This is a genomic window from Nocardia sp. NPDC052001, assembly GCF_040680615.1.
GTDB lineage: Bacteria > Actinomycetota > Actinomycetes > Mycobacteriales > Mycobacteriaceae > Nocardia.
This window is the reverse complement of sequence record NZ_JBFAXC010000001.1, coordinates 178608-203921: the sequence shown is the minus strand read 5'-3', so window position 1 is coordinate 203921 and position 25314 is coordinate 178608. Positions and strand designations below refer to the sequence as shown.

The following is a 25314-nucleotide window of genomic DNA, read 5'->3' as shown; positions in this document are numbered from 1 at the left end:
CACCCCGGTCCATCGGCGAGAGTAGTGGAAACGGTATGAACCCCGAATCAACGGCCGGCGTCCTGCTCGAGGTCACCGGTCTTACCAAACGCTATCCGGGCGTCACGGCGCTGGACGGCGTCGATCTGAGCGTCACCGCCGGAGAGATTCACGTGCTGATCGGTGAGAACGGCGCCGGAAAATCGACGCTGGTGAAATGCCTTGCGGGACTGGAACAGCCGGACTCCGGGCGGATGCGGCTGGGCGGTGCGGAGCATCGGCCCGGATCCGCCGCGGCGGCGCTGCACGCCGGAATCCAGGTCGTGCATCAGGAATTGGCGCTGCTGCCCGCGCTGACCGTAGCCGAGAATCTGTTCCTGCAGCGCATGCCGCGCCGGTTCGGGATCGTCGATCGTCGTGAAATGCGCAGGCGGGCAGCCGGTTTGCTGGAGCAGGTCGGGCTCGACGTATCACCGGACACCCCCGTCGGGCGGCTCGGCATCGCGCAGATGCAGCTGGTGGAGATCGCCAAGGCGCTGTCCACCGAATGCCGTCTGCTGATCATGGACGAGCCCACCGCCACCCTCACCCCGCGCGAGACGGCCACACTGTTCAAGGTGATGCGGCGGCTGCGGGAGGAGGGCGTCGCGATCATCTTCATCTCGCATCATCTCGACGAGATCTTCGAGATCGGCGATCGAGTCACCGTGCTGCGCAATGGAACCGGGGTCGCGGCGCGGGATATCGCCGGGCTGGACATTCCCGGGCTGGTGCGCATGATGGTCGGGCGCGAGCTGGCCGCCGAATATCCCCCGGTCACTCCCCGCGAGCTGGGCCCGGAGCTACTGCGGGTGCGGGAGTTGACGGTGACCCCGCGAACCCCGCCGATCTCGTTCACGGTGCGCGCCGGTGAGGTGGTGGGGGTGGCCGGATTGGTCGGCTCCGGACGTACCGAGGCCATGCGCGCGATCTTCGGCGCGGATCGGGCCGCCGGTGGCGCGGTCACGGTGCGCGGCAACGCGACTCGGATTCCGAATCCGCGCGCGGCGGTGCGGCGCGGTATCAGCCTGCTCACCGAGGATCGCAAGGCACAGGGGCTGGTGCTGGATCTGTCCATCGCCGCGAATCTGAGCCTGGCCAGCCTGGACCAGGTCAGCGGGTTGGGGCTGCTCCGGCGCGGAGCCGAAAACTCTTCGGCGCGTGCGCTTTCGGACAAGCTCCGGATCAAATCGAGCGGGGTGGAGCAAACCGTGCGCGCGCTGTCCGGCGGCAACCAGCAGAAAGTGGTGCTTGGCCGCTGGCTGGCGGCCGACACCGATCTGCTGATCGTCGACGAGCCGACGCGCGGCATCGACGTCGGCGCGCGTTACGAAATCCACCAGCTGCTACTGAATCTCGCCGATACCGGCAAGGGCGTGCTGATGGTCTCCTCCGACCTGTCCGAACTCATCGGCGTCTGCGATCGCATTCTGGTCTTCTCCGCGGGCCGGATCACCGGCGAAATCGCCCGCCCCGACTTCGATCCCGAACACATCCTCAACCTCGCCTACTCGGGCTACTTGAAAAACGGTGGTGCAGCATGACATCCCTGAGCACGGTACGAGCCGACACCCGCACCAACCGCATCCTGACCCAGGTGCTCGGCGAAGCCGGAATCGGCGTGGCCCTGGTGGCCCTGGCCGCGTTCTTCCTAGCCGCCGCACCGCATTTCGCGACCACCGGCAATATCCGCGACATCATGACCCAGATCACCCTGAATACGATTCTGGCCGTGGGGATGACCTTCGTCATCCTCGTCGGCGGCATCGACCTCTCGGTGGGTTCGGTCATCGCGCTCTGCGCGGTGGTGGCGGGCAAGGCGATGGAGAACAGCGGGGCGGGTTCCATCCCCGCGGGGATCGCATTGAGCCTTGTCATCGGCGCACTCTGCGGTCTGATCAGTGGTTTCGTCACCGAACGCTGGCGTGTCCCGTCCTTCATCGTCACCCTCGGCATGCTCTATTTCGCACGCGGTGCGGCCGAGCAGTACACCGATGCCCGCACCATCTACAGCCTCCCCAAGGAACTGACCGCCTTCGGAACCCGCACCATCGCGGGCATACCCGCCGTCTTCGCGGTGGCGCTGCTGATCGTCGCCGCGGCCTGGTTCATCCTGTCCCGCACCGTCTTCGGCCGCCTGGTCTATGCCACCGGGAACAATGAGGAGGCGGTGCGACTCTCGGGCCATCGCACGAATCTGATCAAAATCGTCTGCTTCGTCATCGGCGGACTGTGCGTGGGCATCGCCGCCGTCATCTACATGGCCCGCCTCGGGGTCGCCAGCCCCATTCTCGGCCAGGGCTATGAACTCAACGCCATCGCCGCCGTGGTGATCGGCGGAGCCAGCCTGTCGGGTGGCCGCGGCTCGGTCATCGGCACCCTGCTGGGCGCCTGTCTGCTCGGCGTCCTCACCAACGGCCTACTCCTGATGGGAGTTTCGGACTTCCAGCGCATCATGGTCACCGGTGCGGTGATCATCATCGCCGTCATCCTCGACGCCTACCGCAAACGCCTCATGACCCATCTCTCCGGCGCGGCCTGACCACCTCAGTTGACGGTGGGGACCATGCCGCCGTCCATTCGCAGGTTCGCGCCGTTGACGGAGGCGGCGAGCGGGCTGGCGAGAAAGGTTACGAGGGCGGCGATTTCGGCGGGTTCGGTGAGCCGGTCGGACGGGTTGGCGAGCGGGCCGTCCAACAGGACGCGGGTGGCGGCCGGGATATCGTCGGGGAGGTGGTGCGCGCGGGCGAACTCGCGCGCGAAATCGTCGAAGGCGGGCAGGTGAACCGGGCCGGGGCTGACCGTATTGACGGTGATGCCGGTGGCGGACAGCTCTTTCGAGAGGCTGACGGTGAGATTGGCCAGGGCCGCCTTGGCGGCGCTGTAGGCGGCGCGCGGCGGTAGCGGGTTGGGGTTCGCGGCACTGCCGATCTGAATTACGCGTCCCCACTCGGCATTTCGCATAGCCGGAGTGAGCGCCCGGATGAGCCGGACAGCGGCGGCGACATTGGTGTTGTAGAGCGCCAGCCAGTCCGCCGAGGTGGCGGTGGTCCAGCCGTCCGCACCGAGCCCGCCCGCATTGTTGACGAGGATGTCGATACCGCCGAAGGCCGCCGTGGCGGTATCGGCCACCTCGCGGGCCGGATCATCGGAGGACAGATCGCCAAGGGCCACCGCGGCTTTGCCGCCCGCCGCCGCGATGGCGTCGGCGGTCGCCCCGGTGCGCTCGGGGTCCCGCCCGTGCACCACGACCGCCGCTCCTTCGGCGGCCAGGGCGAGCGCGATGGCCCGTCCGATTCCATTCGAACTGCCCGTGACAAGGGCGCGCTTCCCGTCGAGTTGCAGGTCCATGCGTGATTCGCTTTCGCTTGATTCAATAGCTTGAGTCCAAACTATTGATCCGAAGCGTAGGGTGAGCGAATGCCTTCGTCAACCGGAAATGAATCGAACCCGGCCGGGCCACAGCAGGCCGGACCACCGGATTCGGTGGATCGACTGCTGGCGGGCTGGGCGCGCGTACAACCCGAACTGGACTTCTCACCGGTCGCGATCGTGCAGCGACTCGGTAAGGTGCGCCGCTTCCTGGATGCCGAGATCGAAGCCGGATTCGTCGAATTCGGCCTCAACGGACCGGATTACATCGCGCTGGCCACCCTCCGACTGCACGAGAACACCGGCGGCGTCTCCCAGCGCTACCTCATGCGCGAACTGGGGCTGACCTCCGGAACGATCAGCGTCCGCGTCGACCGGCTCGTCGAGCAGGGCTTGGCGACCCGGACCGCCGACCCCGCCGACCGCCGCAATACCCTGGTGGCACTGACGGATTCGGGCCGCGAACGCCTCGACCGGGTAACTCCCGCCCACCTGGACCTGGAAAACCGCATGCTGTCCGCCCTCGGCCCCGACGAGCGCGATACGCTCCGCACCCTGCTGCACCGCCTACTCGTCTCCTTCGAGGGCTCGACCCCCGACGTCGAATCCCCCGGACTGGGAATGACTTTGGCCCCCGCCCACCTCGCCGTCACCATGCGCCGGGCCGTCGGCCTGCCCCCGATCACCGGTCTGCTGGTCCGCGAAGTCACCCCCGGCTCCCCCGCCGACAAAGCCGGAATCCGAACCGGCGATGTGCTCACCGCGGTCGACGGCCGGAGCCTGCGCGCCATCGACACCCTGCACACCGCACTGTCCACGGGCGCGACGCTGCACATCGAACTCACCCGCGGCGTAGCCGACCACCACACGGTCACCGTCGACCCGGGTTCCCCGGATCCGGGTGCGACCGCATCTGGTGACCCCCGGCCCGGCAGCCACCTGATCTGATCCTCAACCCACCTGCGGGGTGATGTTCTCCAGGATGATTCCCGCTCTGGCGCCGCGCTTTTCGCCCCATTCGTACAGCGCGGTCAGGACCGGGACCAGGGTCCAGCCCTCGTCGGTGAGGTCGTAGTCGACCTGGGGTGGGACGGTGGCGGTGGCGGTGCGGCGGACCAGGCCATCGGCCTCGAGTTCACGGAGTTGCTGGATGAGCATCTTCTCGCTGGTGTTCGGCATGCGGCGGCGGAGTTCGCCGTAGCGGTGCGCGCCCTCCTTGAGGTGGGCGAGGATTACGGGTTTCCATTTGCCGCCGATGAGGTCGACGGTGACCTCGACGGGGCAGTAGTAGCGCTTCGCGGGCATGGTTACCTCGGGGTGCTTACCGGAAAGTGCGTTCTTGTAAGACTGTAATCATCGGGCTTCCATGGACTCCGTACGCAAGCGTCGAAACTGCCGATACGGAGTCGAAAGCTCATGAAGGTCATTACATTTGATCGTTTCAAGCCGGGGGTTACGTTGGAGACCATCACTCCCTTCCTACCCGAAGAAGTCGCCAATGTGTGGCGGCTGTGGAAGGCGGGGATCGTGCGGGAGAACTACGCCCGGGCCGACGAACCAGGGGTGGTGATCGTGTTCGAGGTGGATAGTGTGGAGGAGGCGAAGCGGTATATCGACGATTTTCCGCTGACCAAGAAGGGGTTGCTGGAGTGGACGTATGTGCCGGTGACCGCACCACTGCCATTGGAGGCGCTGATGAATACCTCGGTCGACGTCGGTGAGCCCTATGACCGGACCAAGTGAGGGCGGCGTGCGGTACGCGTACGGATTGAGCATTCCGCAGACGGTCGAGGATGTGGTCGATCCGGGGCGGCTGGCGGTGATCATCTATGACATGCAGGTCGGGATCGTGCGGCAGATTCCCGATGCCGCCCGCATCGTCGAGAACTGCGTGCGAATCCGGGATATGGCCCGGGAGAAGGGTTTCCGCGTCTTGTACACCCGGCATATGTCGATGCCGGTAGCGGCGGCGGGCGTCTCGCAACTGCGGACCGCGATGGAATGGCAGCGCAAGGACGATCCCAACGAAGTACAGGCGGCGTTCCCGCAGGGGTCGGCCCAGTACCAGTTGGTGCCCGAGTTGGAGCCGGGTGCGAACGAGGTGGTGTTCGACAAGATCGCCATGTCGGCCTTCGTCGGCACCCCGCTCGATATCGTATTGCGGGACTTGGGAATCGACTCGTTCGCCATCGCGGGCATTGCGCTCGAGGTGGGCATCGAACCCACCGTGCGGCACGCCACCGATCTCGGCTATCTCCCGGTCATGGTGACCGACGCCTGCGGCGCGGGACATCCCGAAGCGGCCGAACGCGCCTATGCCACACTGGCTTTCGCGGGCGGATCGCGCACGACCGACACGGCCGCCCTGCTCGATCTGATGAAACGCACGTCATAGCCGGCGCTGGGCGCGGATCACCTTCGCGAAGTAGATAGGGAAACCGCCGAGTGCGATGAGCACCATGGCGATCACCACCACGCCGTGCACCGCCAGCACCGCGCCCGCTCCGAAGCAGAGCAGTCCGAGCACCAGCAGCAGTATCTCGCCGCCGGGCTCCGTGTAATCCGTGCGCGGAGCCTGCGCGGGCCGAATCGGCACCAGGTAGTACGGTGCGGTCCGCGGTGGATAGCCACCGGGCAGCGGCATCAACTGCCGCCGCGACCGCGCCGAACCTAACCGCTTGACCTTCCGAACCATCGCGCCACCTCGCAGCCCGAGACCAATTCGTAATAAACCGGCTCAAGTACAGCACCGATTTCCGCCGAATTCAGCCTTCGCGCCAATTCTCACCTATGTCCGGTTAGCGGCGGCGGCGCGACCGGGCGGTGAGCAGGCCCGCGATCCAGCCGATCACGAACATCACCAGCAGGATCAGCCACAGCGGCGAAGTGACCGAGACGAGCAGGAATTCGATGGAGACCTTGTTCCGGTTCGCGGCCACGAAGATGACCGCCAGCACCGTGATGACCAGGGCGATCCACTGGTTCGGCGTGATGCGGGAGAGCAAGGACCGCTTTTCCGGGCTACTCATGCGCACTCCTGGCGGGATAGTTCCGACCGGTCGGTGTAGCTATACGGTCAACTATCCCCCGCACCCCGGTCGAAACCAGATCACCGGCCCAGGCGAGTCGAGCATGCGCCCGGGTCCACCGTTGTCATCACGCCGGGTCGAGCGCCCCCGCGTGATAGCTCACCGACGCGTTCCACAGGAAGAAACTCGGAATCCCCACCGCCGCCGCGGCATCGATCTGCGCGCGCACCTGGGCATCGCCGTAACTCACCCCGAGACTGAAATCCTGCAGCCACGGAATCACCTTCGCCCCGGTGCCCTCCACCTGGCGCTGGAAATCCTGGAGTGACCGGAAGATGATGTCGTACGGCTGCGAATTCGGGCTCGCCACATCGTATTCACCCGCATTCCAATGCGAGGGGTAGAGCATGGGCGCGACGTAGTCGAGATGCCGAGCCATCTGCGGAATGTCCTGGGCGATCTCATCGGGCCGGGTGGCGGCGATGCCGAAGACGGCCGCGCTCTGGAACGCGCCCGCCGCCCGCACCGGATCCCGGCTCTCGCGCAGGAACTCCGCGATCGACACCGTCGGCGTATCGACCAGTCCCGGGAACACCATGCTGGAAAGCGGCCCATCGGGACGGCGGATGTAGTCGTACATGATCTCGTCGAACCCGAGACCGGCCGCCTCGGTGGCGAGATCGATGTTGTAGCGGCGCATTTCGGGGCTCGCGAAGTTCGTGAACGCGATCGCGCCGTAGTGGCTGGCGTAGGGCCCGCCGCCCGGATTCTGGATCACCCAGTCCTGATGCCCGGCATGCCACGCCCATTCGGCCATGGTCTTGTCCCGGAAGGCCACGATCCGCCCGACCACCCGAATACCCATATCGTGCAGTGTCTTCAGGGCCGACCCGGCATCGTAGATGGCCGCGGACGCACCGGATTCGCGGGCCAGCGGCACCTGCGAGTCGTAGCCGACGACGCCGTCCTCATCCTTGATATCGAGCTGAACGGTGTCGATCCGCCCCTCGCGCGCCATATTCAGCACATCTTCGCGCATGGGTTCATAGGCCCAGGCGTACGCGGTGACATGCACCGCGCGAATGCGCGGCACCTCGGCCCGGGTGGTGATGGGCTGGGTGACGGTTTTGCCATCACCGTCGGTGGCGACCACGGTGGCCCCGGCGGCCGGACCCGGCACCGTGAGCGCGAACGTACCGTCCGCCCCGGGACTGACCGGTTTACCCGCGACGGTGACGCTCTTGGCCCCGGTCGCCTTCCCGCGCACCGTGATCGGCGCATGCAGCGAGGTGACCGGATCGGGCTGGGTCACCTCCAACGCCAGCGGTACCGCCGCCGAGGCGGTTCGCGCCGCGGGATCGGTACGCAGGAAGCCGATGATCACACCGGCCACGACAATCACCACCACCGTGCCGACGATCAACAGTCGTCGACGCCCGGTGGCCGGGACCCGCTTCAGCAACGCCCACACCAACTCTCACTCGAGGTCCCTCAACTATCCGCTGTCGGCGAGCCGGGCGGTTGGGATTTCCGACTCTCGCCCGAGACGGATTGTCGGACAGTAGAGTTCGACAATGGCCAAGATCACGGCCCTGCGGGTCGCCGCCGCCGCACTGCTGCTGTTCGCCGCCGCCTGCGGCGGTAGCGAAAGCCCCCCGGCCCCGGCCACCACTCCGCCCTCGGCCACCACCGAGCCGCCACCCGATCCGGCCGCCGTCGGCGCGAACGAACTCGGGCTGATCCCGATTCTCATGTATCACCAGCTCTCCCCCGCCCCCGCCGGGGACTACGACCAGACGCCGGACAAGTTCCGCGCCGAACTGGATCGGCTGCTGCGCGAGAATTACCGGCCGATCACGGTGTCCCGCTATGTCTCCGGCGCGATCGATCTGCCCGCAGGCACCCATCCGGTGGTGCTCACCTTCGACGATTCCACCATCAGCCAGCTCGCCTTCACCGCCGAGGGCACTCCGACGCCGGACAGCGCCATCGGCATACTCGAGGATTTCCACGCCAAACATCCCGAATTCGGCTCCACCGCAACATTCTTCGTCAACAACGAACCGTTCGCGAACGATCCGCGCGCCCTGCCCTGGCTGGCCACGCACGGGTATGAGATCGGTGCGCACACCGCCACGCATGCCAACCTGGGCCGGTTGGACAGCACCGGCGTGCAGCGCGAACTGGTGGAGAATCTGCGCGCCATCACCGCCGCGGTTCCGAACTCACCGATCCGGACAATGGCACTGCCCCTTGGCATCTCACCATCGGATCGCGGGCTGGCGAGCGCGGGCACTTGGGACGGCACACCGTATTCCTTCGACGCCGTCATGCTGGTCGGCGCGGAACCCGCGCCCTCCCCGTTCGGAGCGCTCGACGCCACCGCCATTCCGCGCATTCGCTCGGGTCGCGCGCCCGTGCCGTTCGACTCCGCCTATTGGCTCGATCACCTCACCGACCATCCGGAGCAGCGCTACACCTGCGATGGCAATCCCGGTCGAATCTCGTTCCCCCGCAACCTCTCCGGCGAACTCACCGCGCGCTGGTCGCCGCAATCGGCACCGTACTGACCGGCGGCACGGGCTCACCTTCCGCGTGCTTGCGCGCGAACCGCGGGGCCAGGAAGGCGCAGACGATCAGCTGAATCTGGTGAAAGATCATGAGCGGCAGCACGATCAGCGCCGTCTGCTGACCGGCGAACAGCACCGCGGCCATCGGCAGGCCGGAGGCCAGACTCTTCTTCGAGCCCGCGAAGGTGATCACAATGCGATCGGCGAGCGCGAAGTGCAACAGCCTGCCCACACCGCCGGAAATGGCCAGCACCGCGGCCAGCAGCACCGCACAGATCACCGCGACCTCGGCAATCCGAATCGGCGGCACCGCCCGCCAGATGCCCTGCACCGTGCCCGCACTGAACGCGGTGTACACCACCAGCAGCACCGAACCGCGGTCGACGTATTTGACCAGCGGCTGATGCCGGGTCAGCCAGCCGCCGATCACCGGGCGCAGTAGCTGGCCGATCAGGAACGGCAGCAGCAATTGCGTCATGATCGCCAGAATCGCGCCCGCACCGATGCGCACCCCGCCGCCGGTGGTCATGAGCAGCACCACCAGCAGCGGGGTCAGCAGCACACCGAGCACATTCGAGGCCGAGGCGCTGACCATGGCCGCGGCCACATTGCCGCGCGCGATGGAGGTGAAGGCGATGGAGCTCTGCACCGTGGACGGCACCAGGCACAGGAACAGCACACCGGTGCGCAGATCGGCGGGTAGCAGATCACGTCCCAGGAACCAGATCCCGAGCCCGAGCACCGGGAAGATCAGGAAGGTCACCGACAGCACGGTCAGGTGCAGCCGCCAATGCTTCAGACCCGCCCACGCCTCGGCGGGTGAGAGCCGGGTGCCGTACAGCAGGAACAGCAGAGCGATGGCCGCCTTGGTGATCCAGCCGAAGATATCGGCGGCCGACCCCGAGACGGGTACCAACGCGCCCAGCAAGACCATGGTCAGCAGACCGAGGATGAAACCGTCGAGATGGAACTTGCTCAGCACCTTCACACTTGGCGACGCTACGGTCCGGCAGTACATAGCAGAATGCGATATCCGCTATATTCGTTATCACGAATCGCGATAGGAGCGCCGATGCTCGATCCGGTCATGCTGCGCAGTTTCCTGGCGGTGGAGCAGTACCGCAGTTTCAGTCAGGCCGCCCGGCAGCTCGGGCTGCGCCAGCCAACGGTCTCCGGGCACGTCAAGAAGCTCGAATCCGCGCTGGGCCGGGAGCTCTTCACCCGCGATACGCATGCGGTCACGCTCACCACCGAGGGTGCGGCCCTGATTCGCCTGGCGCGCACCATCGTCGACGCCCAGGACGAGGCCATGCGGCTGTTCGGCGGTGAGCCGATCACCGGCCGGATCCGCTTCGGCGTCTCGGAAGACCTTGTCTCCCAGGCACTTCCCGCGATCCTATTGGAATTCCGGCGGGCCTATCCACAGGTGGATCTGGAGCTGTTCATCGGACTCAGCGATGAGATACACGCCGATCTGCGCGCCGATCGCATCGATCTGGCCTTCGTGAAACGCCGACCGGGCCAGCGCCACGGACAGCTGATCTTCGAGGACCGGTTCATCTGGGCCGGACCGGACGGGGCCGTCCCCGATCTCACCCGGCCCATCCCGGTGGTGGCCTACCCGCCGCCCGGACTGTCCGGCGAATCCGCGCTGGCGGCGCTGAAACACGCCGGTCTGGAATACCGGATCACCTGTACCACCAAGGGGCAGTTGGGACTTCGCGCCGCGGTGCTCGCCGGACTCGGCTTCGTGGTGCACAGCGAGGCACTGCTGCCGCCGGATCTGTACCCGGTCGCGGGCCTGCCGGTGCCCCGTCCCGAACGCATCGAATTCGTGCTGATCTCCGCCTCCCGCCGCGCGCAGTCCGCACCCGAACAGGCATTGACCCGGGCCATCGTGGAGAACACCAACCGGCTCAAACACGGCGATCGCGCACGACCCGGCTGGTGACCGATTACTTTCCGGAGCGGGCCCCGTCTGTACTGCTGACACCAACTTCGGCAAGGAGCTCACAATGCGGAAAATCACTGCGGGACTGTTCATTTCGCTCGACGGCGTGATCGGCGACCCCCAGGACTGGCACTTCCCCTACTTCAACGACGAGATGGGCGCGGCCGTCGGCTCCCAGCTCGCCACCGCCGACACCCTGCTGCTCGGCCGCGCCACCTACGAGGGTTTCGCCGCCGCCTGGCCGGATCGCGAGAACGGTGGCGGTGAGGACGCCGGTATGGCGAAAGCGCTCGGCGACGCGCGCAAGATCGTCGTCTCGCATCAGGATCTGGACCTGCCGTGGCGCAATTCCGAACTGCTGAAGGGCGATCTGATCGAGGCGGTCACCGCGCTCAAGCAGGAGCCGGGCGAGACCGATATCGCCATGAGCGGTTCCCCGTCCATCGTGCGGCAGCTGCTGGCCGCGGGCCTGCTCGACGAACTGCACCTGCTGGTCCATCCGATCGCGCTGCGGAGCGGTCTGCGCCTGTTCGACGAGGGCGACCCGATCCCGCTGCGGCTGCTCTCGGCCACCCCGTTCAGCACCGGCGTGCTGCACCTGATCTACACCTCGGACCATGAGTCGCGCACCGGCGGCTACACCGAGGCCACCCGCCATCTGTCGCAGGACTGATGGCCGAGACGGACTGGGCCGCACCGTAAGACAGATCGGGCGGCACTGTCGCCCGGCCCGGTTAAGATCATCTTCCCCCGCGACCGCGGGGACTCGAATACCGCGTAACAGCTGGTGGGGGAAGAAAAGTGCACGACCAGTCGGACAATTCTGTCGACGAACCCGTCCATACCGGCCCGGCCCCGGCGCCGGAACCGAATCATCCGGCCGAGGTCCAATGGGCGGCCGCCGGACCGAACCCGGTTGCCCATTCACGCTGGGCGCCGCCGCCCACCGGGGAGTCGCCCGCGGTGCAGGCCCCCGCGACGTGGCCCGCGCCCGCCGAACCGGAACCGTGGACGGGCGCGCCGCCGACCGCCACTGCCGGGTGGGGTGCCGGAACGATACCGCCCGGCCCCGTTCCACCCGGCTCCGTCCCGCCCGGTCCGTGGCCGACCGATCATCCGGTAGAGCCGCCGCAAAAGTCCTGGACGCGAAGGCCGTTGGTATGGGCGGCGGTGGCGGTGGCGTTCGTGGTGGCGGTGGCCGGATCGGTGGCCGGGTACCTGGTGACCCGGCCGGATCCGTTGCAGCGCTTCGCTTTCAACGCGTGCGTATCGATCACATCGAATCCGCCGGTCGAATTCGATTGCGCGGACCCGAACGCGCTCTATCGGATCGCCGCCCGGGAGGATGTGAAGTATCCGCTCGAATCGGTGTGCACCAAATATCCCGATGTCACCAGGGCGGTCGCCGAACCGGTGGATGCGGGCGAGAAGGTGGAGACCGTGCTGTGTCTCGCGCCGACCCGAATCAATATGAACGATCCGGGCGCGGTGCAGGCCGGTGACTGCGTCGATGTGAAGGGTGCTGGCGATACGATTCTACGGGTGCCCTGCGGCACAGGAGTTTTCGGCGCGAAGGTGCTGGCCGTCGAAATGCATCTGGCGGTGCCGGTCACCGATCAGGCGTGCAAGAACGAGACCACCGCGCGACAGGCGTACGCACAGGCGTCACTGGGCGGCCGGGCGATCGTATTGTGCGTGACCGCAACGGATCCCACCTATCTGGGCAGCGCCGTGGTCGGCGACTGCCTCGACAGGAATGTGCAGAAGATCGTGGCCTGCACCGCGCCCGAGGCGTCCAAGAAGGTGCTGAAGGTGAGCACCGGCTACCAGCAGCCGGTGCGCCCGCAATGCCCGGATATCGTTGCCGCCTCGGCGTTCTCGATGACGAGCAATGACAAGACCGATCTGGTGCTGTCGATCTGCCTGGGCCCGGCCGATCAGAGCGATAGCGGTTACGCCACATTCGGCGACTGCATCGCCGTCGACGGCACCGGCACCTCGGCCCGCACCCGGCGGCTGGACTGCGGCGATCCGGCTGCCCGTTTCCAGGTGACCGATGTGCATCAGCCCAATGACGCGAATTGCCCGCCGGGTTCGCCCTACATCACCATCGATCCGGGCATCAGCCTAGGTGCGACGGTGTGCGTCACCCGGAGGTGACCTGCGCTCGGGCCGCGCCGATGCGCAGTCCGAGCGTGCCCAGCCCGGTCGGCCGCAGGAATGGCAGTTCGGGCCGGGCCGCCGCCGCGACCGGCTCCGGCCGGAATCGTCGCACCAGTTGGGATTCGGTGTAGCGACGGCAGTGCAGATGCCAGTTCAGGATGCCCGCCATCCAATCCTGGAGTTCGGCGGCGCGCTGATTCAGCACCCGGCGCACCGATTCGTCGAGGTCGTATTCCTCGTACAGCGTCGGCAGCTCCCGGCTCACCACCCGCTCGAACTGTTCCAGCCGGGCCGTCATCAGATCATTGATCAGGGTGACGGCCCGATCGCGGTCGCAGTCCAGGAAATTGCGGATCACGCTGACGCCATTGTGGAAGTCGCCCTCGAACTCGGTCTCCTTCTGATAGGAGAACAGATCGTTGAGCAGGATGGCGTAATCGGCGGCGGTGTTCTCCAGATTCGACAGCGTCTGGGTCCGATACACATGCGGCGGAACGAGATTGCCGTGCGAGAGCCGGGACAGCGCCTTGGTCAGATCGGAGCCGAAGGTGTCCCGGCGCATCTCCACATAGTCGATGGGATCGGGGATGCGATGCAGCGTCTGGTTGAGCACCTCCCATTCGCAGGCGGTGAGGAAACTCTGTACGGCCCTGCGGAATTCGCCGCGCTGCTCGGCGTCCATGGGGGCGGTCGTCCGGGTCCACAGTTCGAGCAGGCCGCGTTCGAGCGGATTCGCGGGCACGGCGGCGACCGGCTGGTCGATCGGCATGAACTGCTGTAACCGGTGCCCCTGCGCCTTCGCGCCGATCACGTTCCGGGTCGGGAAGAACGCGGCCGGATAGAAATCGTCCACATAGGTGCCCCAGGTGAGCCAGGCGGTGGCCAGATCGAGTTCGTCGGCGGTGGCGTCCGGGTCCAATCCCGAAGAGCAGAGCGCGAAGTCGAAATCGCGCAGATCAGCCTCGCTCCAGATGTTCACCTCGAGGCCGGGCACGGGTTCGAGCATGCCCATCGCGCGCGCCCATTCGACGACGTTCTCGCGGGCGCTGTCCAGCAGCGGATTGAGCCGTAGTTCGAAGGGCATGTAGATCTCGGGCAGCGGCGTCGGGCCGACCGGCTCGAACGGCTGATGCGCGAATCGCGCGAATCGCTTGAGCCCCAGGCTGCTCGGGGTAATTCGCAGCGCCGACATGCCCAGACCCGCCGGAGCTAGAGCGGCGGGCAGCGCATGGGTGGCGCTCTTGCGGCTGCCCTTGTTCATATACCGGCTGGACCGCATATGCCATTCGTGCCCGCCGGACTGCCAGTCCTGTAATCCCTTGGCGTACAACGCCACATCGGCCTGCTCGGCCGGGGTGACGCCGTATTCGGCGAACAGCAGCGGTAATTCGGTGAGCGCGGTGTACTCGAACTGCTGCACCCGCGAGGTGAGCAGATCGTTCACGATCTCGGCGGCCGATTGCGTCTCCTCCCCCAGGAAACGCTCCATGACCAGGATGCAGTTGGCGTTCTCACCCTCCTGCCGCACCTCGCGCTCATAGGAGAAGATGTCATTGCGCAGGTGCACGGCATCGGCGAAGGTATCGCACAGCACCCGCAGCGGCCGGGTGGGCGCGAGCTGGGCGGGCACTTCCGCGCCCACCGCGTGTTCCACCAGATTCGCCGACCACGGCGCACCGCCGACCTTGCGCCGCATCTCGATGTATTCGATGGGATTGGCGACGCGACCCTCGGCGATATTGTTCAGCTCCCAGCGCGATTCCTCGAGCAGCGCCTGGGTGGTGGTGGCGAAGCGTTTGCGCCAGTCCAGGGACATGGCGGGCACCGTGCGCGGCCACAGATCCGCCAGGCCGCGCTCCACCGGATTGGTCGGCTCTGGCATATCGATTCCGGTGAGCGGCATGAATTCCCGCAGCCGCTCCAGGTAGTCGCGCGCACCGGTGATATCCCGGGTGCGCTTGTAGAGCTCCAGGAAGTGGTCGTCGAAGTAGAACACCCAGACGTACCAGTCGGTAATCAGATCCAGTTCCGCGCCATCACAATCCGGGTGCGTGTATGCACACAGCAACCCGTAGTCGTGGCGCTCCAGATCCGACTCGTCCCAAATATGATGCCCCGCTTGCGGTTCGAAGAACCCCATGTCAGCGGCCCACTCACGGGTATGGGCACGGGCCTGCTCCAGATGCGGGTTCAGCCGCGCGGGATAGGGCATATAGAAATCGGGAAGTTCGAACGGCTGCACAGCAACCCCCTAGTCATCGACTAAAACGCCCCCAACAACGGTACGACCAGCGCCGCCAACTTTCACGGGAATCGGAACATGCTCAGCGGTCCGTTGCGCGGATGTCCGGAGATCGAGTTACGGCTGTGGACCGTTCTCCTGGGTCGCGCCCGCGGGGCTCAGGGTTACGCGCTCCATTCGAGGGCAGCGTTTGCGGGTGTCGATTCCGGTGTAGTGGCCGTTGCCCGCGCTCGTGGCGGGGATGCCGAACAGGAGTTTGGAGTATTTGGCCTGGGCGCAGGTGGTGGCCGGGTCGTTCCAGTCGAAATACTCTGTCCAGGAGACGAAGTCGGCGCCGGAGAGTTTGGCGTCGGTCTCGGTGTAGATGGTGCCGAGCACGGTGGTGGTGTTGGCGGTGGAGTTGACCACGGTGAAGGTCCAGCCGTGACTGCCCGCCTTGCTCACGGTGAGCAGATACTGATCACCCGGGCGGGGGCGCTCGTTCCAACGGCAGGACATGCCGCCGCCCGCACCGCCGAATTCGGCGCAGTAGGTGTTGTCCGAACCGGGTTTCGCCGATTTGGCGTTCCGCAACGAACCCAGGAACATGCCGCCGCCGGTGTCATGGGTTTGGAAGCCGAGGTATCCGCCGGTGTGCGCGGCGTCGTTCAGGCTGAACTGATTCGACCAGTAGGCGTTGTAATTGCCGGGATCGGCCACCAGGATCATCGGCATGCTGAACGAGGTCGGATCCGCGGGCGGCACCCAGTACGAGTAGGTGCCCGGGGTGGCCCCGGTATCTACGTCCGCGGTCGGATCATCGGCGGCGGAAGTGGCGCAGGCGGATCCGGTCAGGAGAAGGGCGATGAAAGCCAGGCACAGGCCGGCGCCCGGTCGAGCTGAATGCTTCATCGAATTCCCCTCGCGAAGAGATCGGAACACGGCAACCAGCGGAAGAACCTGTGTTCCGAACTCTACAAGGGGAAGGGTCAGCCGCGGTGGTGCGGGCGCGGACGATTCGCCCAGCGCGGATTGGATTCGTCGCGGCGATAGGCCGTCACCTGCCCGGCGATCGAGAAGTGCACGCGCACGGCCGCACCGAGCACCTCGCCGTCGGCCGCGACCGACTCCGGCTCATTCAAATGCACGGTCAACTCCGGCACCTGGCGTTCGCCGTACACCTTGCTGCGGCCGATCGCGGCCAGCGACAACGCCAGCACCGCACGCGAACGAGAGAACCGGACATCGGCGCGCACCCAGCGCACATCGAGCAGTCCGGCGTCCAGCCGCGAGCGGAAGGCCGGGACCGCACCGTGCGGATGGTAGGGACCATTGCCGATGAAGACGAACCAGACATCGTGCCAGCGATCCTCGAAGCGAATCCGGATCGGCTCCGCGCGGCGCAGCATGATGATGAGCGCGACCGCGAAGGCGGGCCACTTACCCCAGCGCCCCTGCCATTTCTCGCGCAGCCGCACCAGATCCGGATACGCGCCCAGGCTCGCGGTATTGATCAGATGGTGGGTGCGCGAACCGGTGGCGGTCTCGAGTTCCACGCTCGCGATATCGACCGCGACGGCCTCGCCCGCACCGGTGGAATCCACCACCTCGAGCAGATCGTAGACGCCGAGATCGCGGGCGAAATGATTGAGCGTGCCGGCGGGGATGACCGCCAGCGGCAGATCGTGCCGGAGCGCGACCGTGGCGGCCGCGGCGATGGTGCCGTCACCACCGGCCGCCCCGACCCCGCGGACCTCACCGGTGTACTCCGCGAGCAGCGTCTCCAGATGCTCCACGACATCGCGGCCCGGCTCGGTGCGGTAGACGGTCGCGGCGGGCAGCGCCGCGACCACATCGTCGTACGGGTCGTAACCGGCCGCGCCGGAAACCGGATTCACCAGCAGTACAAGACCTTTGCCGTCGACCAGGGCCGGAGCCTCGCGCACCAGCCGCGCCTGCGCCTCATCCGAGACGCGCACCGGCCACCAGCGCCGGGTGGCCAGCGCGACACCGGAACCCACTGCCGCGCCGACGAATACATCCGAGGGCCAGTGCACACCGGTGTGCACCCGCGAATACGCGACCGAGGCCGCCAGCGGGGCGACCACCAGCGCGGCACGCGGACTCTCCAGCGCGACCGCCGTCGCGAAGGCCGCCGCCGAGGCGCTGTGCCCGGAGGGGAAGGACGATGAGGTCGGGAAGCGCAGCAGCCGCCGCGCCGCGGGCAGCGCCTCGGCAGCTGGGCGACGGCGCGCGAACAGGGATTTGAGCACCACATTGACCGTGAAACTCGCACCCGCGACCGAGATGACGCCGCGCAACGCCGCGCGCCGGGTCGAACCCTGGCGGGCGGCCAGCAGCACCGCGATGCCCGCCCACAGCACGCCGCGATCGGCGGTATGGGTCAGTCGCAGCATGCCGCGATCGACCGCCGTCACCGGAATCCGCCCCACCGCACCGTTCACGGCCCGGTCGAAATTGCCTACCTGTCGAAACTTTCGCCCAAACCAAGCACTCACCCCATCGAACCTACCGGGTGGCAGGATGCGGCGAAGTGCTTGCGCCACCGGCGCACTCATCGATCACGGTAGTAGCGGTCGAGGAAGCGGCGCAGTATCTCCGCGGGTACGGGCACCGATTCGCGATGGCCGAGGGCGGTCAGCAGGTCGGCCTCCTCGGGATCGAAATAGCCTGCGTTGCGGTAGATCTCGATGCGCAGCGCGAGCCCGTCACCGTCGAGTTCGGGATGGAACTGGGTGGCGTACACGTGCTCGCCGACCCGCACCATCTGCACCGGGCAGCCCGCGGAATCGGCCAGCAGCACCGCGCCCGGCGGGGTCTCCTGACAGGCTTCCTTATGGCCGACGAAGGCCCGGAAGGAATGCGGCAGGCCCGCGAGCAGGCTGTCCCGCTCGGCTTCGGCCGTGAGCTCGATCGTGGTCGCCCCGGCGGTTTCGCCGTAGCGTTCATCGCTTACCCGTCCACCGAGCACATCGGCCAGAATACTCAGTCCGTAGCACGCGCCCAGGTAGGGAAAGTCCCGCGCCACGATCTCGGAGACCAGTTCGCGCAGCTTGGGCTCGAATTTCCGTTGATAGTCGTACTTGCGCGCGTCGGGATTGCTGACATTGCTGGGACCGCCGCCGACGATCACCGCGCAGTAGTCGTCCAGCGCCAGATCCGGGAATTCGCGATCCATCTGCACCCGCACCAGATCGCCGGGCGACAGCTCGCCCATGCGCAGGATGGCGGCGTATTCGTCATCCGCCGCGGCGGTTTCCGGACGCAACTGCAGCAGTACGCAGGGCTTGGGCATGGATTCGATTATGGAATACCGAGCGCCCGGAAAACTGGGAAGTCCATTTAGCGATGATTACCCGGTCCGAGTTCCGGATCGCGCCCGCGCGGACCGGGTTTGCTGACAGGATGTGACCATGAAAATGAAACAGGTTGCAGTCGTCTCGGCAGCGGCGGCAGCGGCGCTCACCTTCGGCTCGGGAAGCTCCGGGGCGGCAACGGATCCGGCGCTCAGTCCCAACGCCGCCATGGCCAAGGCGTACATCGACGCACTGGTCTCGCATGACGCGAGCGCGGTGCGCTTCACCCCCGACGCGACCCGCGTGGAGGCGGGATTGAAGACCGGGACCTCCGGACCGCAGCTGTCCAATGACCTCGAACACGGTGTGCAGTATCAGGTGATCCAGGGGGTGCGCGATATCAAGTTCTCCGAAGCCGGTGATGTGGTCACCGCGCGCTATCTGCTCGACTCCGGGGTCGCCGGAATCCGGCTCATGACGGTGGACATCGTGGAGACCTTCGCCATGACCGAGGGCGCGATCCACACCATCGTGGCCACCATCACCCCGGTGTAGCGCTCGGGCTCAAACCCCGAATATGGCCAGGTGCAGCAGACCGCCGAGCACACCGAGTGCGGCGCCGTGCACGAACAGCAGCCACTCGTCCTGACGAGTCGCCGAACGCAGCAGGTCCACGAAATCGCGGCGATCCAGGGCCCGCATCTGGGTCGCCACGAAATCGCGAATGCGCGCGGTCTGGGAGGACAGGAACGACGGATCGTCGAACGCGGTGTGCGCCAATTGCAGGATCTCCGGGGTGGCATCGGATTTGAGGCGGTCATAACCGGTGCGGCCCAAGGAGAATCGCAGCGCGGGTTTGGCCTGCCCCACCGCCTGATCGATGGACGCGCTCAGAATCGAGTCGAGCATGGCGGTGGTGCGGTCCGCGCGCGGACCGGCCAGCAATTCCCGCGCCAGATTCTGCGGCGTCATCACCTCACCCGCGATGATCTCCGCATAGCCGTCGGCGATCTCATTGCGGCGCTTGAGCATCAGACCCTGCCGCCACGGCACCCACCACTTCGGATGCAGCGGTTCGTAGATCATGGTGATGCCGACCCAGTTCACGATGTAGCCGATCACCACGCCGCCCAGCGGCAGCACCCACCAGTACGGGAAGAAATGCAGGATGGCGACCAGCACGAAACCCATGGGGAAGCCGAAGTAGAAGCCGAAATTCTGCATGAAGCGCAGTTCCGATGCGGCGATCTCGCGGAATATGCGATTGATCAGGCGCGGATTGGCGGTGAGATGCCGGATGGTCATCCACTTGGGGTCGATCAATTCCTCGATATGGTCGCCGATGCCATCGGTAATGGCGCGGGCGCTCGCCGGTAATTGTTCGGCGACCCGGCGGAACACCAGTTCACGCGCGGATTCGGGCAGGTTGAACCACAATTGCGGATTCCGCCGCTCCAGAATGCGCGCCACCATGGTCGGAACCTGCGGCCGGGTGAGCGTGACCAGTTGTTCGGCGATACTGTCCGGATCCAGCTCGCGATAGAAGTCGGACATGCCGCCGAGTTTGGAGAGCCCTTTGTCGACGGCGATGCTGGCCATTTTCTCCGCGCGCGAGGGCACGATGCCCTGCCACCCGACCTGACCGTCGGCGGACAGCAGCGGCAGCACTTGAACGCGGCGCGGCAGATAGGGGAAGACCCAGCGCAAGCCGGGTAAGCGGAAACCGTGGAAGCGGATCGGCTCGAACAGCATCAGGATGCCGGTCCAGTTGGTGACATAGCCGATGACCCCGGTGAACAATGGAATGGAGATCAGATCGAGCCACACCCTCCCGAGAGTACGGCCTGGACGCCGTGCGTACGGGCGGTTTTCACGGTATCGGGCACGGTCGGCGGGCGCGACCCGGCGGCTTGACTGGGAGGTTGCTGACAGCGTCGGCGCACCTCGGAACAGATCCGCGCGGCCCGCCCGTGGGCGGCGTCCGGGCTCCGCCCGCGGTAGGAGGCGGGACCTCGCACCGCCGGATATCGTGGCCGCATGGCTGAATTCGGCAGTGCCGCCGCATCCCTACCACCCGAGATCGACGGGGTACGGCGTTCATTCGTCACCGCGCGCGGCGTGAAATTCCACGTCACCGAGGCCGGACCGGCGGACGGCCGCCCGGTACTGCTGCTGCACGGCTGGCCCCAGCATCATTACGCGTACCGCGAGCTGCTCGCGAATCCGCCTGCGGGACTGCGCATCATCGTTCCCGATCTGCCCGGGTACGGCTGGTCCGGACCCGCACCGCATCGCTGGGCCAAGGACGATGTGGCCTCGGATCTGTTCGCGCTGCTCGACGAAATGGGCATCGAGCAGGTCTTACTGGGTGGCCACGACTGGGGCGCTTTCATCGGTTACCGAATGATCCTGAGCAACCCGGACCGCTTCTCCGGCTACCTGGCGATGAATATGGCGCACCCCTGGGTGCCCACTTCCGTTGTGGCACGCAATATCTGGCGATTCCTGGCCTACCAGCCACTGATCGCCGTCGCGGGCAAGCCGATCCAACAGCGCACCGGCTTCCTGAATCGGCTCATCACCGCCGCCATCAGCGACCGCTCATCGGTCAGCCGCGAGGACATCCGCATCTTCTCCGACCGCTTCCGAGATCCGGTCTGTGCCAAGGCCGCCACCGACACCTACCGCACCTTCTGGCTGAAGGAGATCCCCCAGGCCGCCCGTAATCCGGAGCGCCGCCGCGGCACCATCCCCATTCGTGCGCTCTTCGGCGTGGACGACGTAGCCGTCCATCACTCGATGGCCGATCCGGCCACCGCCAAGGCCGATGACTACACCTTCGAAGCCGTCACCGGCTGCGGCCATTTCGTCATCGACGAACGCCCGGAATTGGTTCGCGCCCGCCTGATCGAATTGGCCGACAGCACCAAATAGCGTTCGGCTCAGCGCTCTTCGCCGGTGTCTCAGCGCTCTTTCGCCGGTACCGGTCCGCTGCCGGTGTGTCCGGCGAGCAGGCGACTGAAGGGGGTCACCGCGCCGAGCGAGTTGCCGGAATGGCGCTTACGGGGCTCGGGCTCCTGCAGGAAGCCGCCGACGGCCGCGGGCTCGGCTACCACCAGGGTCGCGAATTCGGTTGCGGCGCGGTGGATTCGATCGGCCAGGCCGGTCGATCCGAAATCCTCCGTCGCGGCGAAGACGCCGGTCGGGACGATCACCGCGCGCAGGTAGGTGAACAGCGGCCGCATGGCGTAGTCCAGGACCAGGGAGTGCCGCGGGGTGCCCGCGGTAGCCGCGATCAGGACCGGCATGGCGTTCAGGGCGTCCGGGTCGAGGATGTCGAAGAACATCTTGAACAGGCCGCTATAGCTCGCCGCGAAGACGGGGGTCACCGCGATCAGGCCGTCCGCCTGGGAGATTCGTTCGCGGGCGGCCGCCACGGCGGGGGTGGGGATGCCGCTGGTGGCCATGGTGGCGGCCAGTTCGGTGGCGAGTTCACGCAGTTCGATCACGTCGAGTTCGACGCTCTCGCCGCGCCCGCCGACCGCCGCCGAGACGGCGGCGGCGAGCTGATCGGCGAGCAGGCGGGTCGAGGAGGGCTGGGACAGTCCGGCGGTGAGGACCACGACCTTGCGGCTCATCTGTTGTGCCTCAATTCGATTCGGCCGCGATGCGGTCACGGGCGGGTTCGACCAGGTGGTGCGGGGCGTCGGGACCGGCGGCGACCAGACTGGCGTGGGTGGGCGGATCGCTGGGCACATGCTCGGGGCGGCGCAGCTCGAACTCCTTGCGCAGCACCGGAACCACCTCGCGGCCCAGGATCTCGATCTGTTCGAGCACCACGTCCAGGGGCAGACCGGCATGGTCCATCAGGAACAGCTGGCGCTGGTAATCGCCCGCGTAATCGGCGAAGCCGAGGGTGCGTTCGATGACCTGCTCCGGGGTGCCGACGGTCAGCGGGGTGAGCTCGGTGAAATCCTCCAGCGACGGTCCGTGCCCGTAGACGGGCGCGTTGTCGAAGTAGGGGCGGAACCGCTTCTTGGCCTCGGCCTCGGTCTCGGCCATGAACACCTGACCGCCGAGTCCCACGATGGCCTGATCCGCACTGCCGTGTCCGTAATGCTCGAAGCGCTGCCGGTACAGGCGCACGATCTGCTCGGTGTGCTCCTTGTTCCAGAAGATGTTGTTGTGGAAGAACCCGTCACCGTAGTACGCGGCCTGTTCGGCGATCTCGGGCGAGCGGATCGAACCGTGCCATACGAACGGCGGGGTGCCGTCCAGCGGAGCCGGGGTCGAGGTGAAACCCTGAAGCGGCCCGCGGAATCGGCCTTCCCAGTCGATGCGCTGTTCGCGCCACAGGCGCCGCAGCAGGTGGTAGTTCTCCACCGCCAGCGGGATGCCGTCGCGAATGTCCTTGCCGAACCACGGGTATACGGGTCCGGTATTGCCGCGTCCCATCATCAGGTCGACACGCCCGCCCGCGAGGTGCTGCAGCATGGCGAAATCCTCCGCGATCTTGACCGGGTCATTGGTCGTGATCAGCGTGGTCGCGGTCGACAGGATCAGGCGCTCGGTGCGGGCGGCGAGATAGCCCAGCATGGTGGTCGGTGAGGACGGCACGAACGGCGGATTGTGGTGCTCACCGGTGGCGAAGACGTCGAGTCCGACCTCTTCGGCCTTCTCGCCGATGGCGACCATCGCCTGAATCCGCTCCGCCTCGGTCGGGGTGCGGCCGTTGGTGGGGTCGGTGGTGACGTCCCCGACGGTGAAGATTCCGAACTGCACGAGTCCTCCTCGGATCGAAAGCCACTTTGTGGATATGGCAACCAAATGAACCGGCGGGTCTCACAGGTTATTCCGCTACCCTGATCGATCGTGCGGAGGACCCGATGAGCAGCACGAATAAGGACGGCACTGCCGTACCCGAGGCTACCGAACCGATCGGCGGTCCGATCGATTCCGATATCGACGTGCACTCCCCCGCCCAGCGCCGCGAACTCACCGACCATCCGGCGACCGTACTCACGGTGATCGCGGTCGGCGGCGCACTCGGCGCGCTGAGCCGCTACGGCCTCGCGCGGATGTGGCCGACCCCCGCGGGCGGGTTCCCCTGGGCCACCTTCGCCACCAATGTGCTCGGCTGTTTCCTGATCGGCGTGCTCATGGCGACCATCACCGAGATCCGCCCGGTACATCCGCTCACCCGGCCGTTCCTGGGCGTCGGCATTCTCGGCGGCTTCACCACCTTCTCCACCTATGCCAATGAGACGCGCGGACTGCTGCGGCCGGGCACGGTCCCGCTCGCCTTCGCGTATCTGGCCGGGACACTGGTGTGCGCATTGCTCGCCACCCTCGCCGCGATCGCACTCACCCGCACCCTGCACGGCGCGCTGCGCGAGAAAGAGACCGCGCGATGACCGCCCTGCTCGTCGTACTCGGCGCGATGATCGGCGCACCGCTGCGCTATCTGACCGATCGCACGATTCAGTCCAAGCACGACAGCGTCTTCCCGTGGGGCACCTTCACGGTGAACCTGATCGGTTGCGCGGTGCTGGGCGGCCTGGCCGGAGCCGCGGTCTCGAGTCCGGTCTACGCGTTGGCGGGCACCGGATTCTGCGGTGCGCTCACCACGTACAGCACGTTCAGCTACGAAACCGTGCGACTGACCGAACAGCGGGCATACCTGTACGCCGCGATGAATATCGTCGTGAGCGTCATCGCGGGATTGGGCGCAACTCTGTTGAGCTACACCGCATTTCAAGCCGCATTGTGAGCCATTCCCAGCACTGGCGATACACGGCTGTCTGAGTCGATAGTGTTGCGCCCCAACGGATTTGATCGGCGGCACCTTAGATTATGAACCTCCCACAGGCAATGGCCGGGTGAATTGTTTTATGCCACAACGCGAACGGGTGGCGAGTTAATCCCGGCCATGTAACCTACTGGTCAGTAGCCTTGTTCGGCTACCGCCCAGGCATGGGGCAAGCCGGGAACTATCGAGGGAAAAATCTTGGATCAGTCGGGTACACCGGTCATTCGCCGGGCTACCTCGCAGGACATCGAGGACATTGCGCGGATCATCTCCAGGGCCTTCGCGACCGATGATCCGATCGAGGAATACGTCTTCCCCGATGCGGCGGACCGGCATCGCAGATCACCGCGCATGCTGCGCATCATGATCAGGTACCGCTTCCTGCCCGCCGGCGGCGCGGCCGTGTCGACGGTCGACGGCAAGGTGGTGGGCGCACTGCTGTGGTACCCGGCCGGATACCGGAAATCACTGTGGCGCGAAGCGATTTCGGGGCCGCTGCTGCTGGCCGCCATGGGCGCGGGGACCACCCGGGGCGTACACGTTGACAATGCCATCGCCGAGGTCAGGCCGGTCGAGGGACACCACTTCATGGTGTACCTGGGCGCGGATCCGACGGTGCAGCGCGCGGGCGTGGGCCGCTCGCTGGTCAATTGGCTGGACGCGCTCGCCGATGAGCGCAACGAGACCGTCGGCGGTATCTGCAAGGACGGCAATATGCCGTACTACGCCACTTTCGGCTATGGGTTGATTCGCCGGGTCCGGATCGGGAGTACCGGTCCCGAGATGAATTTCGTTCTGCGACAGCCGGTTCCGGTGCCGTAGCGAGTTCCGCAGCCTTCTCGGGGGGGATCAAGAGTTCGAGCT

General features: G+C 66.4%; 27 protein-coding genes. 14 read left to right on the top strand and 13 right to left on the bottom strand.

From position 1 onward, the window contains the following. Window positions 1–35 precede the first annotated feature (35 nt). Together AB0L82_RS00940 and AB0L82_RS00935 are read left to right on the top strand one after the other, a co-directional pair. The gene (locus AB0L82_RS00940) at window positions 36–1562 is read left to right on the top strand and encodes a sugar ABC transporter ATP-binding protein (protein WP_364629041.1); all 1527 of its coding nucleotides are present in this window, start codon (window positions 36–38) and stop codon (window positions 1560–1562) included. Beyond that, window positions 1559–2560, top strand: coding sequence for an ABC transporter permease (locus AB0L82_RS00935; RefSeq protein ID WP_364629038.1), 1002 nt, complete (start codon window positions 1559–1561; stop codon window positions 2558–2560). The genes AB0L82_RS00940 and AB0L82_RS00935 overlap by 4 nt, the downstream gene beginning before the upstream one ends. A 5-nt stretch (window positions 2561–2565) precedes the next feature. Here AB0L82_RS00935 and AB0L82_RS00930 read toward each other — a convergent pair whose 3' ends face one another. Beyond that, on the bottom strand, window positions 2566–3369 hold the full coding sequence (locus AB0L82_RS00930) for an SDR family NAD(P)-dependent oxidoreductase (protein WP_364629035.1): 804 nt from the start codon (window positions 3367–3369) through the stop codon (window positions 2566–2568). Window positions 3370–3438: 69 nt separating this feature from the next. On the opposite strand from AB0L82_RS00930, the gene AB0L82_RS00925 reads away from it, so the two are divergent. Beyond that, window positions 3439–4338 carry a MarR family transcriptional regulator gene (locus AB0L82_RS00925; protein ID WP_364629032.1) on the top strand — a complete coding sequence of 300 codons (900 nt, stop codon included), beginning with the start codon at window positions 3439–3441 and terminating at the stop codon, window positions 4336–4338. A gap of 3 nt (window positions 4339–4341) precedes the next feature. Here the strand turns inward: AB0L82_RS00925 and AB0L82_RS00920 are convergent, their stop codons facing one another. Further along, entirely contained in the window at window positions 4342–4695 is a 354-nt protein-coding gene (locus tag AB0L82_RS00920) for a helix-turn-helix domain-containing protein (protein WP_364629029.1), read from the bottom strand. Between the two features lie 111 nt (window positions 4696–4806). Between AB0L82_RS00920 and AB0L82_RS00915 the strand changes: the two genes are divergently transcribed. Beyond that, window positions 4807–5133, top strand: a complete 327-nt coding sequence (locus AB0L82_RS00915; RefSeq protein ID WP_364629026.1) for a hypothetical protein — start codon at window positions 4807–4809, stop codon at window positions 5131–5133. Continuing rightward, window positions 5117–5785 carry a cysteine hydrolase gene (locus AB0L82_RS00910; RefSeq protein WP_364629023.1) on the top strand — a complete coding sequence of 223 codons (669 nt, stop codon included), beginning with the start codon at window positions 5117–5119 and terminating at the stop codon, window positions 5783–5785. Before AB0L82_RS00915 ends, AB0L82_RS00910 begins: the two co-directional genes overlap by 17 nt. On the opposite strand, the gene AB0L82_RS00905 is transcribed toward AB0L82_RS00910, so the two are convergent. The 3 genes from AB0L82_RS00905 to AB0L82_RS00895 all read right to left on the bottom strand — a co-directional run bounded on the left by AB0L82_RS00905 (window position 5780) and on the right by AB0L82_RS00895 (window position 7881). Further along, complete coding sequence (locus AB0L82_RS00905; RefSeq protein ID WP_364629021.1) at window positions 5780–6085, bottom strand: hypothetical protein; 306 nt, start codon at window positions 6083–6085, stop codon at window positions 5780–5782. The two genes, AB0L82_RS00910 and AB0L82_RS00905, sit on opposite strands and share 6 nt — an antisense overlap. A 103-nt stretch (window positions 6086–6188) precedes the next feature. Beyond that, a complete protein-coding gene (locus tag AB0L82_RS00900) occupies window positions 6189–6419 on the bottom strand; it encodes a lipopolysaccharide assembly protein LapA domain-containing protein (protein ID WP_364629018.1) in 231 nt (76 codons plus the stop codon). Window positions 6420–6546: 127 nt separating this feature from the next. Beyond that, window positions 6547–7881, bottom strand: coding sequence for a putative glycoside hydrolase (locus AB0L82_RS00895; protein WP_364629015.1), 1335 nt, complete (start codon window positions 7879–7881; stop codon window positions 6547–6549). Between the two features lie 112 nt (window positions 7882–7993). Between AB0L82_RS00895 and AB0L82_RS00890 the strand changes: the two genes are divergently transcribed. Then, the gene (locus AB0L82_RS00890; protein WP_364629012.1) at window positions 7994–8989 is read left to right on the top strand and encodes a polysaccharide deacetylase family protein; all 996 of its coding nucleotides are present in this window, start codon (window positions 7994–7996) and stop codon (window positions 8987–8989) included. Here AB0L82_RS00890 and AB0L82_RS00885 read toward each other — a convergent pair. After that, the gene (locus tag AB0L82_RS00885) at window positions 8952–9977 is read right to left on the bottom strand and encodes a bile acid:sodium symporter family protein (RefSeq protein WP_364629009.1); all 1026 of its coding nucleotides are present in this window, start codon (window positions 9975–9977) and stop codon (window positions 8952–8954) included. The two genes, AB0L82_RS00890 and AB0L82_RS00885, sit on opposite strands and share 38 nt — an antisense overlap. Before the next feature lie 84 nt (window positions 9978–10061). Here AB0L82_RS00885 and AB0L82_RS00880 point away from each other — a divergent pair, with 84 nt between their 5' ends. The 3 genes from AB0L82_RS00880 to AB0L82_RS00870 all read left to right on the top strand — a co-directional run bounded on the left by AB0L82_RS00880 (window position 10062) and on the right by AB0L82_RS00870 (window position 13100). Continuing rightward, a complete protein-coding gene (locus AB0L82_RS00880; protein ID WP_364629007.1) occupies window positions 10062–10940 on the top strand; it encodes a LysR family transcriptional regulator in 879 nt (292 codons plus the stop codon). 64 nt (window positions 10941–11004) lie between these two features. Beyond that, on the top strand, window positions 11005–11613 hold the full coding sequence (locus AB0L82_RS00875; protein WP_364629004.1) for a dihydrofolate reductase family protein: 609 nt from the start codon (window positions 11005–11007) through the stop codon (window positions 11611–11613). A 128-nt stretch (window positions 11614–11741) separates the two neighbouring features. Next, entirely contained in the window at window positions 11742–13100 is a 1359-nt protein-coding gene (locus tag AB0L82_RS00870; protein ID WP_364629002.1) for a hypothetical protein, read from the top strand. Here the strand turns inward: AB0L82_RS00870 and AB0L82_RS00865 are convergent. From AB0L82_RS00865 to AB0L82_RS00850, 4 genes are all read right to left on the bottom strand, one after another. Beyond that, window positions 13087–15345, bottom strand: a complete 2259-nt coding sequence (locus AB0L82_RS00865; protein ID WP_364629000.1) for a germacradienol/geosmin synthase — start codon at window positions 15343–15345, stop codon at window positions 13087–13089. The two genes, AB0L82_RS00870 and AB0L82_RS00865, sit on opposite strands and share 14 nt — an antisense overlap. A 117-nt stretch (window positions 15346–15462) precedes the next feature. After that, window positions 15463–16236: a hypothetical protein gene (locus AB0L82_RS00860; RefSeq protein WP_364628997.1), complete on the bottom strand. Its 774-nt coding sequence runs from the start codon at window positions 16234–16236 to the stop codon at window positions 15463–15465. Between the two features lie 77 nt (window positions 16237–16313). Beyond that, window positions 16314–17843, bottom strand: a complete 1530-nt coding sequence (locus AB0L82_RS00855; protein ID WP_364628995.1) for a phosphatase PAP2 family protein — start codon at window positions 17841–17843, stop codon at window positions 16314–16316. A gap of 56 nt (window positions 17844–17899) precedes the next feature. Further along, a complete protein-coding gene (locus AB0L82_RS00850; protein ID WP_364628991.1) occupies window positions 17900–18640 on the bottom strand; it encodes a glutamine amidotransferase in 741 nt (246 codons plus the stop codon). Window positions 18641–18764: 124 nt separating this feature from the next. Between AB0L82_RS00850 and AB0L82_RS00845 the strand changes: the two genes are divergently transcribed. Further along, window positions 18765–19196 (top strand): hypothetical protein, encoded by a 432-nt coding sequence (locus tag AB0L82_RS00845; RefSeq protein WP_364628988.1) that lies wholly within the window; start codon window positions 18765–18767, stop codon window positions 19194–19196. Between the two features lie 9 nt (window positions 19197–19205). Here the strand turns inward: AB0L82_RS00845 and AB0L82_RS00840 are convergent, their stop codons facing one another. Further along, a complete protein-coding gene (locus AB0L82_RS00840; protein ID WP_364628986.1) occupies window positions 19206–20468 on the bottom strand; it encodes a hypothetical protein in 1263 nt (420 codons plus the stop codon). A gap of 210 nt (window positions 20469–20678) precedes the next feature. On the opposite strand from AB0L82_RS00840, the gene AB0L82_RS00835 reads away from it, so the two are divergent. Next, a complete protein-coding gene (locus tag AB0L82_RS00835) occupies window positions 20679–21575 on the top strand; it encodes an alpha/beta hydrolase (RefSeq protein WP_364628983.1) in 897 nt (298 codons plus the stop codon). Between the two features lie 29 nt (window positions 21576–21604). On the opposite strand, the gene AB0L82_RS00830 is transcribed toward AB0L82_RS00835, so the two are convergent. Both AB0L82_RS00830 and AB0L82_RS00825 read right to left on the bottom strand, forming a co-directional pair. After that, window positions 21605–22279: an FMN reductase gene (locus AB0L82_RS00830; protein WP_364628981.1), complete on the bottom strand. Its 675-nt coding sequence runs from the start codon at window positions 22277–22279 to the stop codon at window positions 21605–21607. Window positions 22280–22289: 10 nt separating this feature from the next. Then, window positions 22290–23423 (bottom strand): LLM class flavin-dependent oxidoreductase, encoded by a 1134-nt coding sequence (locus tag AB0L82_RS00825; RefSeq protein WP_364628978.1) that lies wholly within the window; start codon window positions 23421–23423, stop codon window positions 22290–22292. Window positions 23424–23527: 104 nt separating this feature from the next. Between AB0L82_RS00825 and crcB (AB0L82_RS00820) the strand changes: the two genes are divergently transcribed. The 3 genes from crcB (AB0L82_RS00820) to AB0L82_RS00810 all read left to right on the top strand — a co-directional run bounded on the left by crcB (AB0L82_RS00820) (window position 23528) and on the right by AB0L82_RS00810 (window position 25272). After that, window positions 23528–24055 (top strand): fluoride efflux transporter CrcB, encoded by a 528-nt coding sequence (crcB, locus tag AB0L82_RS00820; RefSeq protein ID WP_364628975.1) that lies wholly within the window; start codon window positions 23528–23530, stop codon window positions 24053–24055. Further along, window positions 24052–24411 (top strand): fluoride efflux transporter CrcB, encoded by a 360-nt coding sequence (gene crcB, locus AB0L82_RS00815; RefSeq protein WP_364628973.1) that lies wholly within the window; start codon window positions 24052–24054, stop codon window positions 24409–24411. Before crcB (AB0L82_RS00820) ends, crcB (AB0L82_RS00815) begins: the two co-directional genes overlap by 4 nt. A 237-nt stretch (window positions 24412–24648) precedes the next feature. After that, window positions 24649–25272 (top strand): GNAT family N-acetyltransferase, encoded by a 624-nt coding sequence (locus AB0L82_RS00810; protein ID WP_364628971.1) that lies wholly within the window; start codon window positions 24649–24651, stop codon window positions 25270–25272. Window positions 25273–25314: the final 42 nt, after the last annotated feature.

Coding starts and splice junctions, on each gene's coding strand:
- AB0L82_RS00845 (WP_364628988.1), top strand. CDS start 18,765: ATGAAACAGGTTGCAGTCGTCTCGGCAGCGGCGGCAGCGGCGCTCACC.
- AB0L82_RS00930 (WP_364629035.1), bottom strand. CDS start 3,369: ATGGACCTGCAACTCGACGGGAAGCGCGCCCTTGTCACGGGCAGTTCG.
- AB0L82_RS00935 (WP_364629038.1), top strand. CDS start 1,559: ATGACATCCCTGAGCACGGTACGAGCCGACACCCGCACCAACCGCATC.
- AB0L82_RS00925 (WP_364629032.1), top strand. CDS start 3,439: ATGCCTTCGTCAACCGGAAATGAATCGAACCCGGCCGGGCCACAGCAG.
- crcB (WP_364628975.1), top strand. CDS start 23,528: ATGAGCAGCACGAATAAGGACGGCACTGCCGTACCCGAGGCTACCGAA.
- AB0L82_RS00915 (WP_364629026.1), top strand. CDS start 4,807: ATGAAGGTCATTACATTTGATCGTTTCAAGCCGGGGGTTACGTTGGAG.
- AB0L82_RS00880 (WP_364629007.1), top strand. CDS start 10,062: ATGCTCGATCCGGTCATGCTGCGCAGTTTCCTGGCGGTGGAGCAGTAC.
- AB0L82_RS00850 (WP_364628991.1), bottom strand. CDS start 18,640: ATGCCCAAGCCCTGCGTACTGCTGCAGTTGCGTCCGGAAACCGCCGCG.
- AB0L82_RS00940 (WP_364629041.1), top strand. CDS start 36: ATGAACCCCGAATCAACGGCCGGCGTCCTGCTCGAGGTCACCGGTCTT.
- AB0L82_RS00900 (WP_364629018.1), bottom strand. CDS start 6,419: ATGAGTAGCCCGGAAAAGCGGTCCTTGCTCTCCCGCATCACGCCGAAC.
- AB0L82_RS00905 (WP_364629021.1), bottom strand. CDS start 6,085: ATGGTTCGGAAGGTCAAGCGGTTAGGTTCGGCGCGGTCGCGGCGGCAG.
- AB0L82_RS00830 (WP_364628981.1), bottom strand. CDS start 22,279: ATGAGCCGCAAGGTCGTGGTCCTCACCGCCGGACTGTCCCAGCCCTCC.
- AB0L82_RS00860 (WP_364628997.1), bottom strand. CDS start 16,236: ATGAAGCATTCAGCTCGACCGGGCGCCGGCCTGTGCCTGGCTTTCATC.
- crcB (WP_364628973.1), top strand. CDS start 24,052: ATGACCGCCCTGCTCGTCGTACTCGGCGCGATGATCGGCGCACCGCTG.
- AB0L82_RS00835 (WP_364628983.1), top strand. CDS start 20,679: ATGGCTGAATTCGGCAGTGCCGCCGCATCCCTACCACCCGAGATCGAC.
- AB0L82_RS00910 (WP_364629023.1), top strand. CDS start 5,117: ATGACCGGACCAAGTGAGGGCGGCGTGCGGTACGCGTACGGATTGAGC.
- AB0L82_RS00920 (WP_364629029.1), bottom strand. CDS start 4,695: ATGCCCGCGAAGCGCTACTACTGCCCCGTCGAGGTCACCGTCGACCTC.
- AB0L82_RS00875 (WP_364629004.1), top strand. CDS start 11,005: ATGCGGAAAATCACTGCGGGACTGTTCATTTCGCTCGACGGCGTGATC.
- AB0L82_RS00890 (WP_364629012.1), top strand. CDS start 7,994: ATGGCCAAGATCACGGCCCTGCGGGTCGCCGCCGCCGCACTGCTGCTG.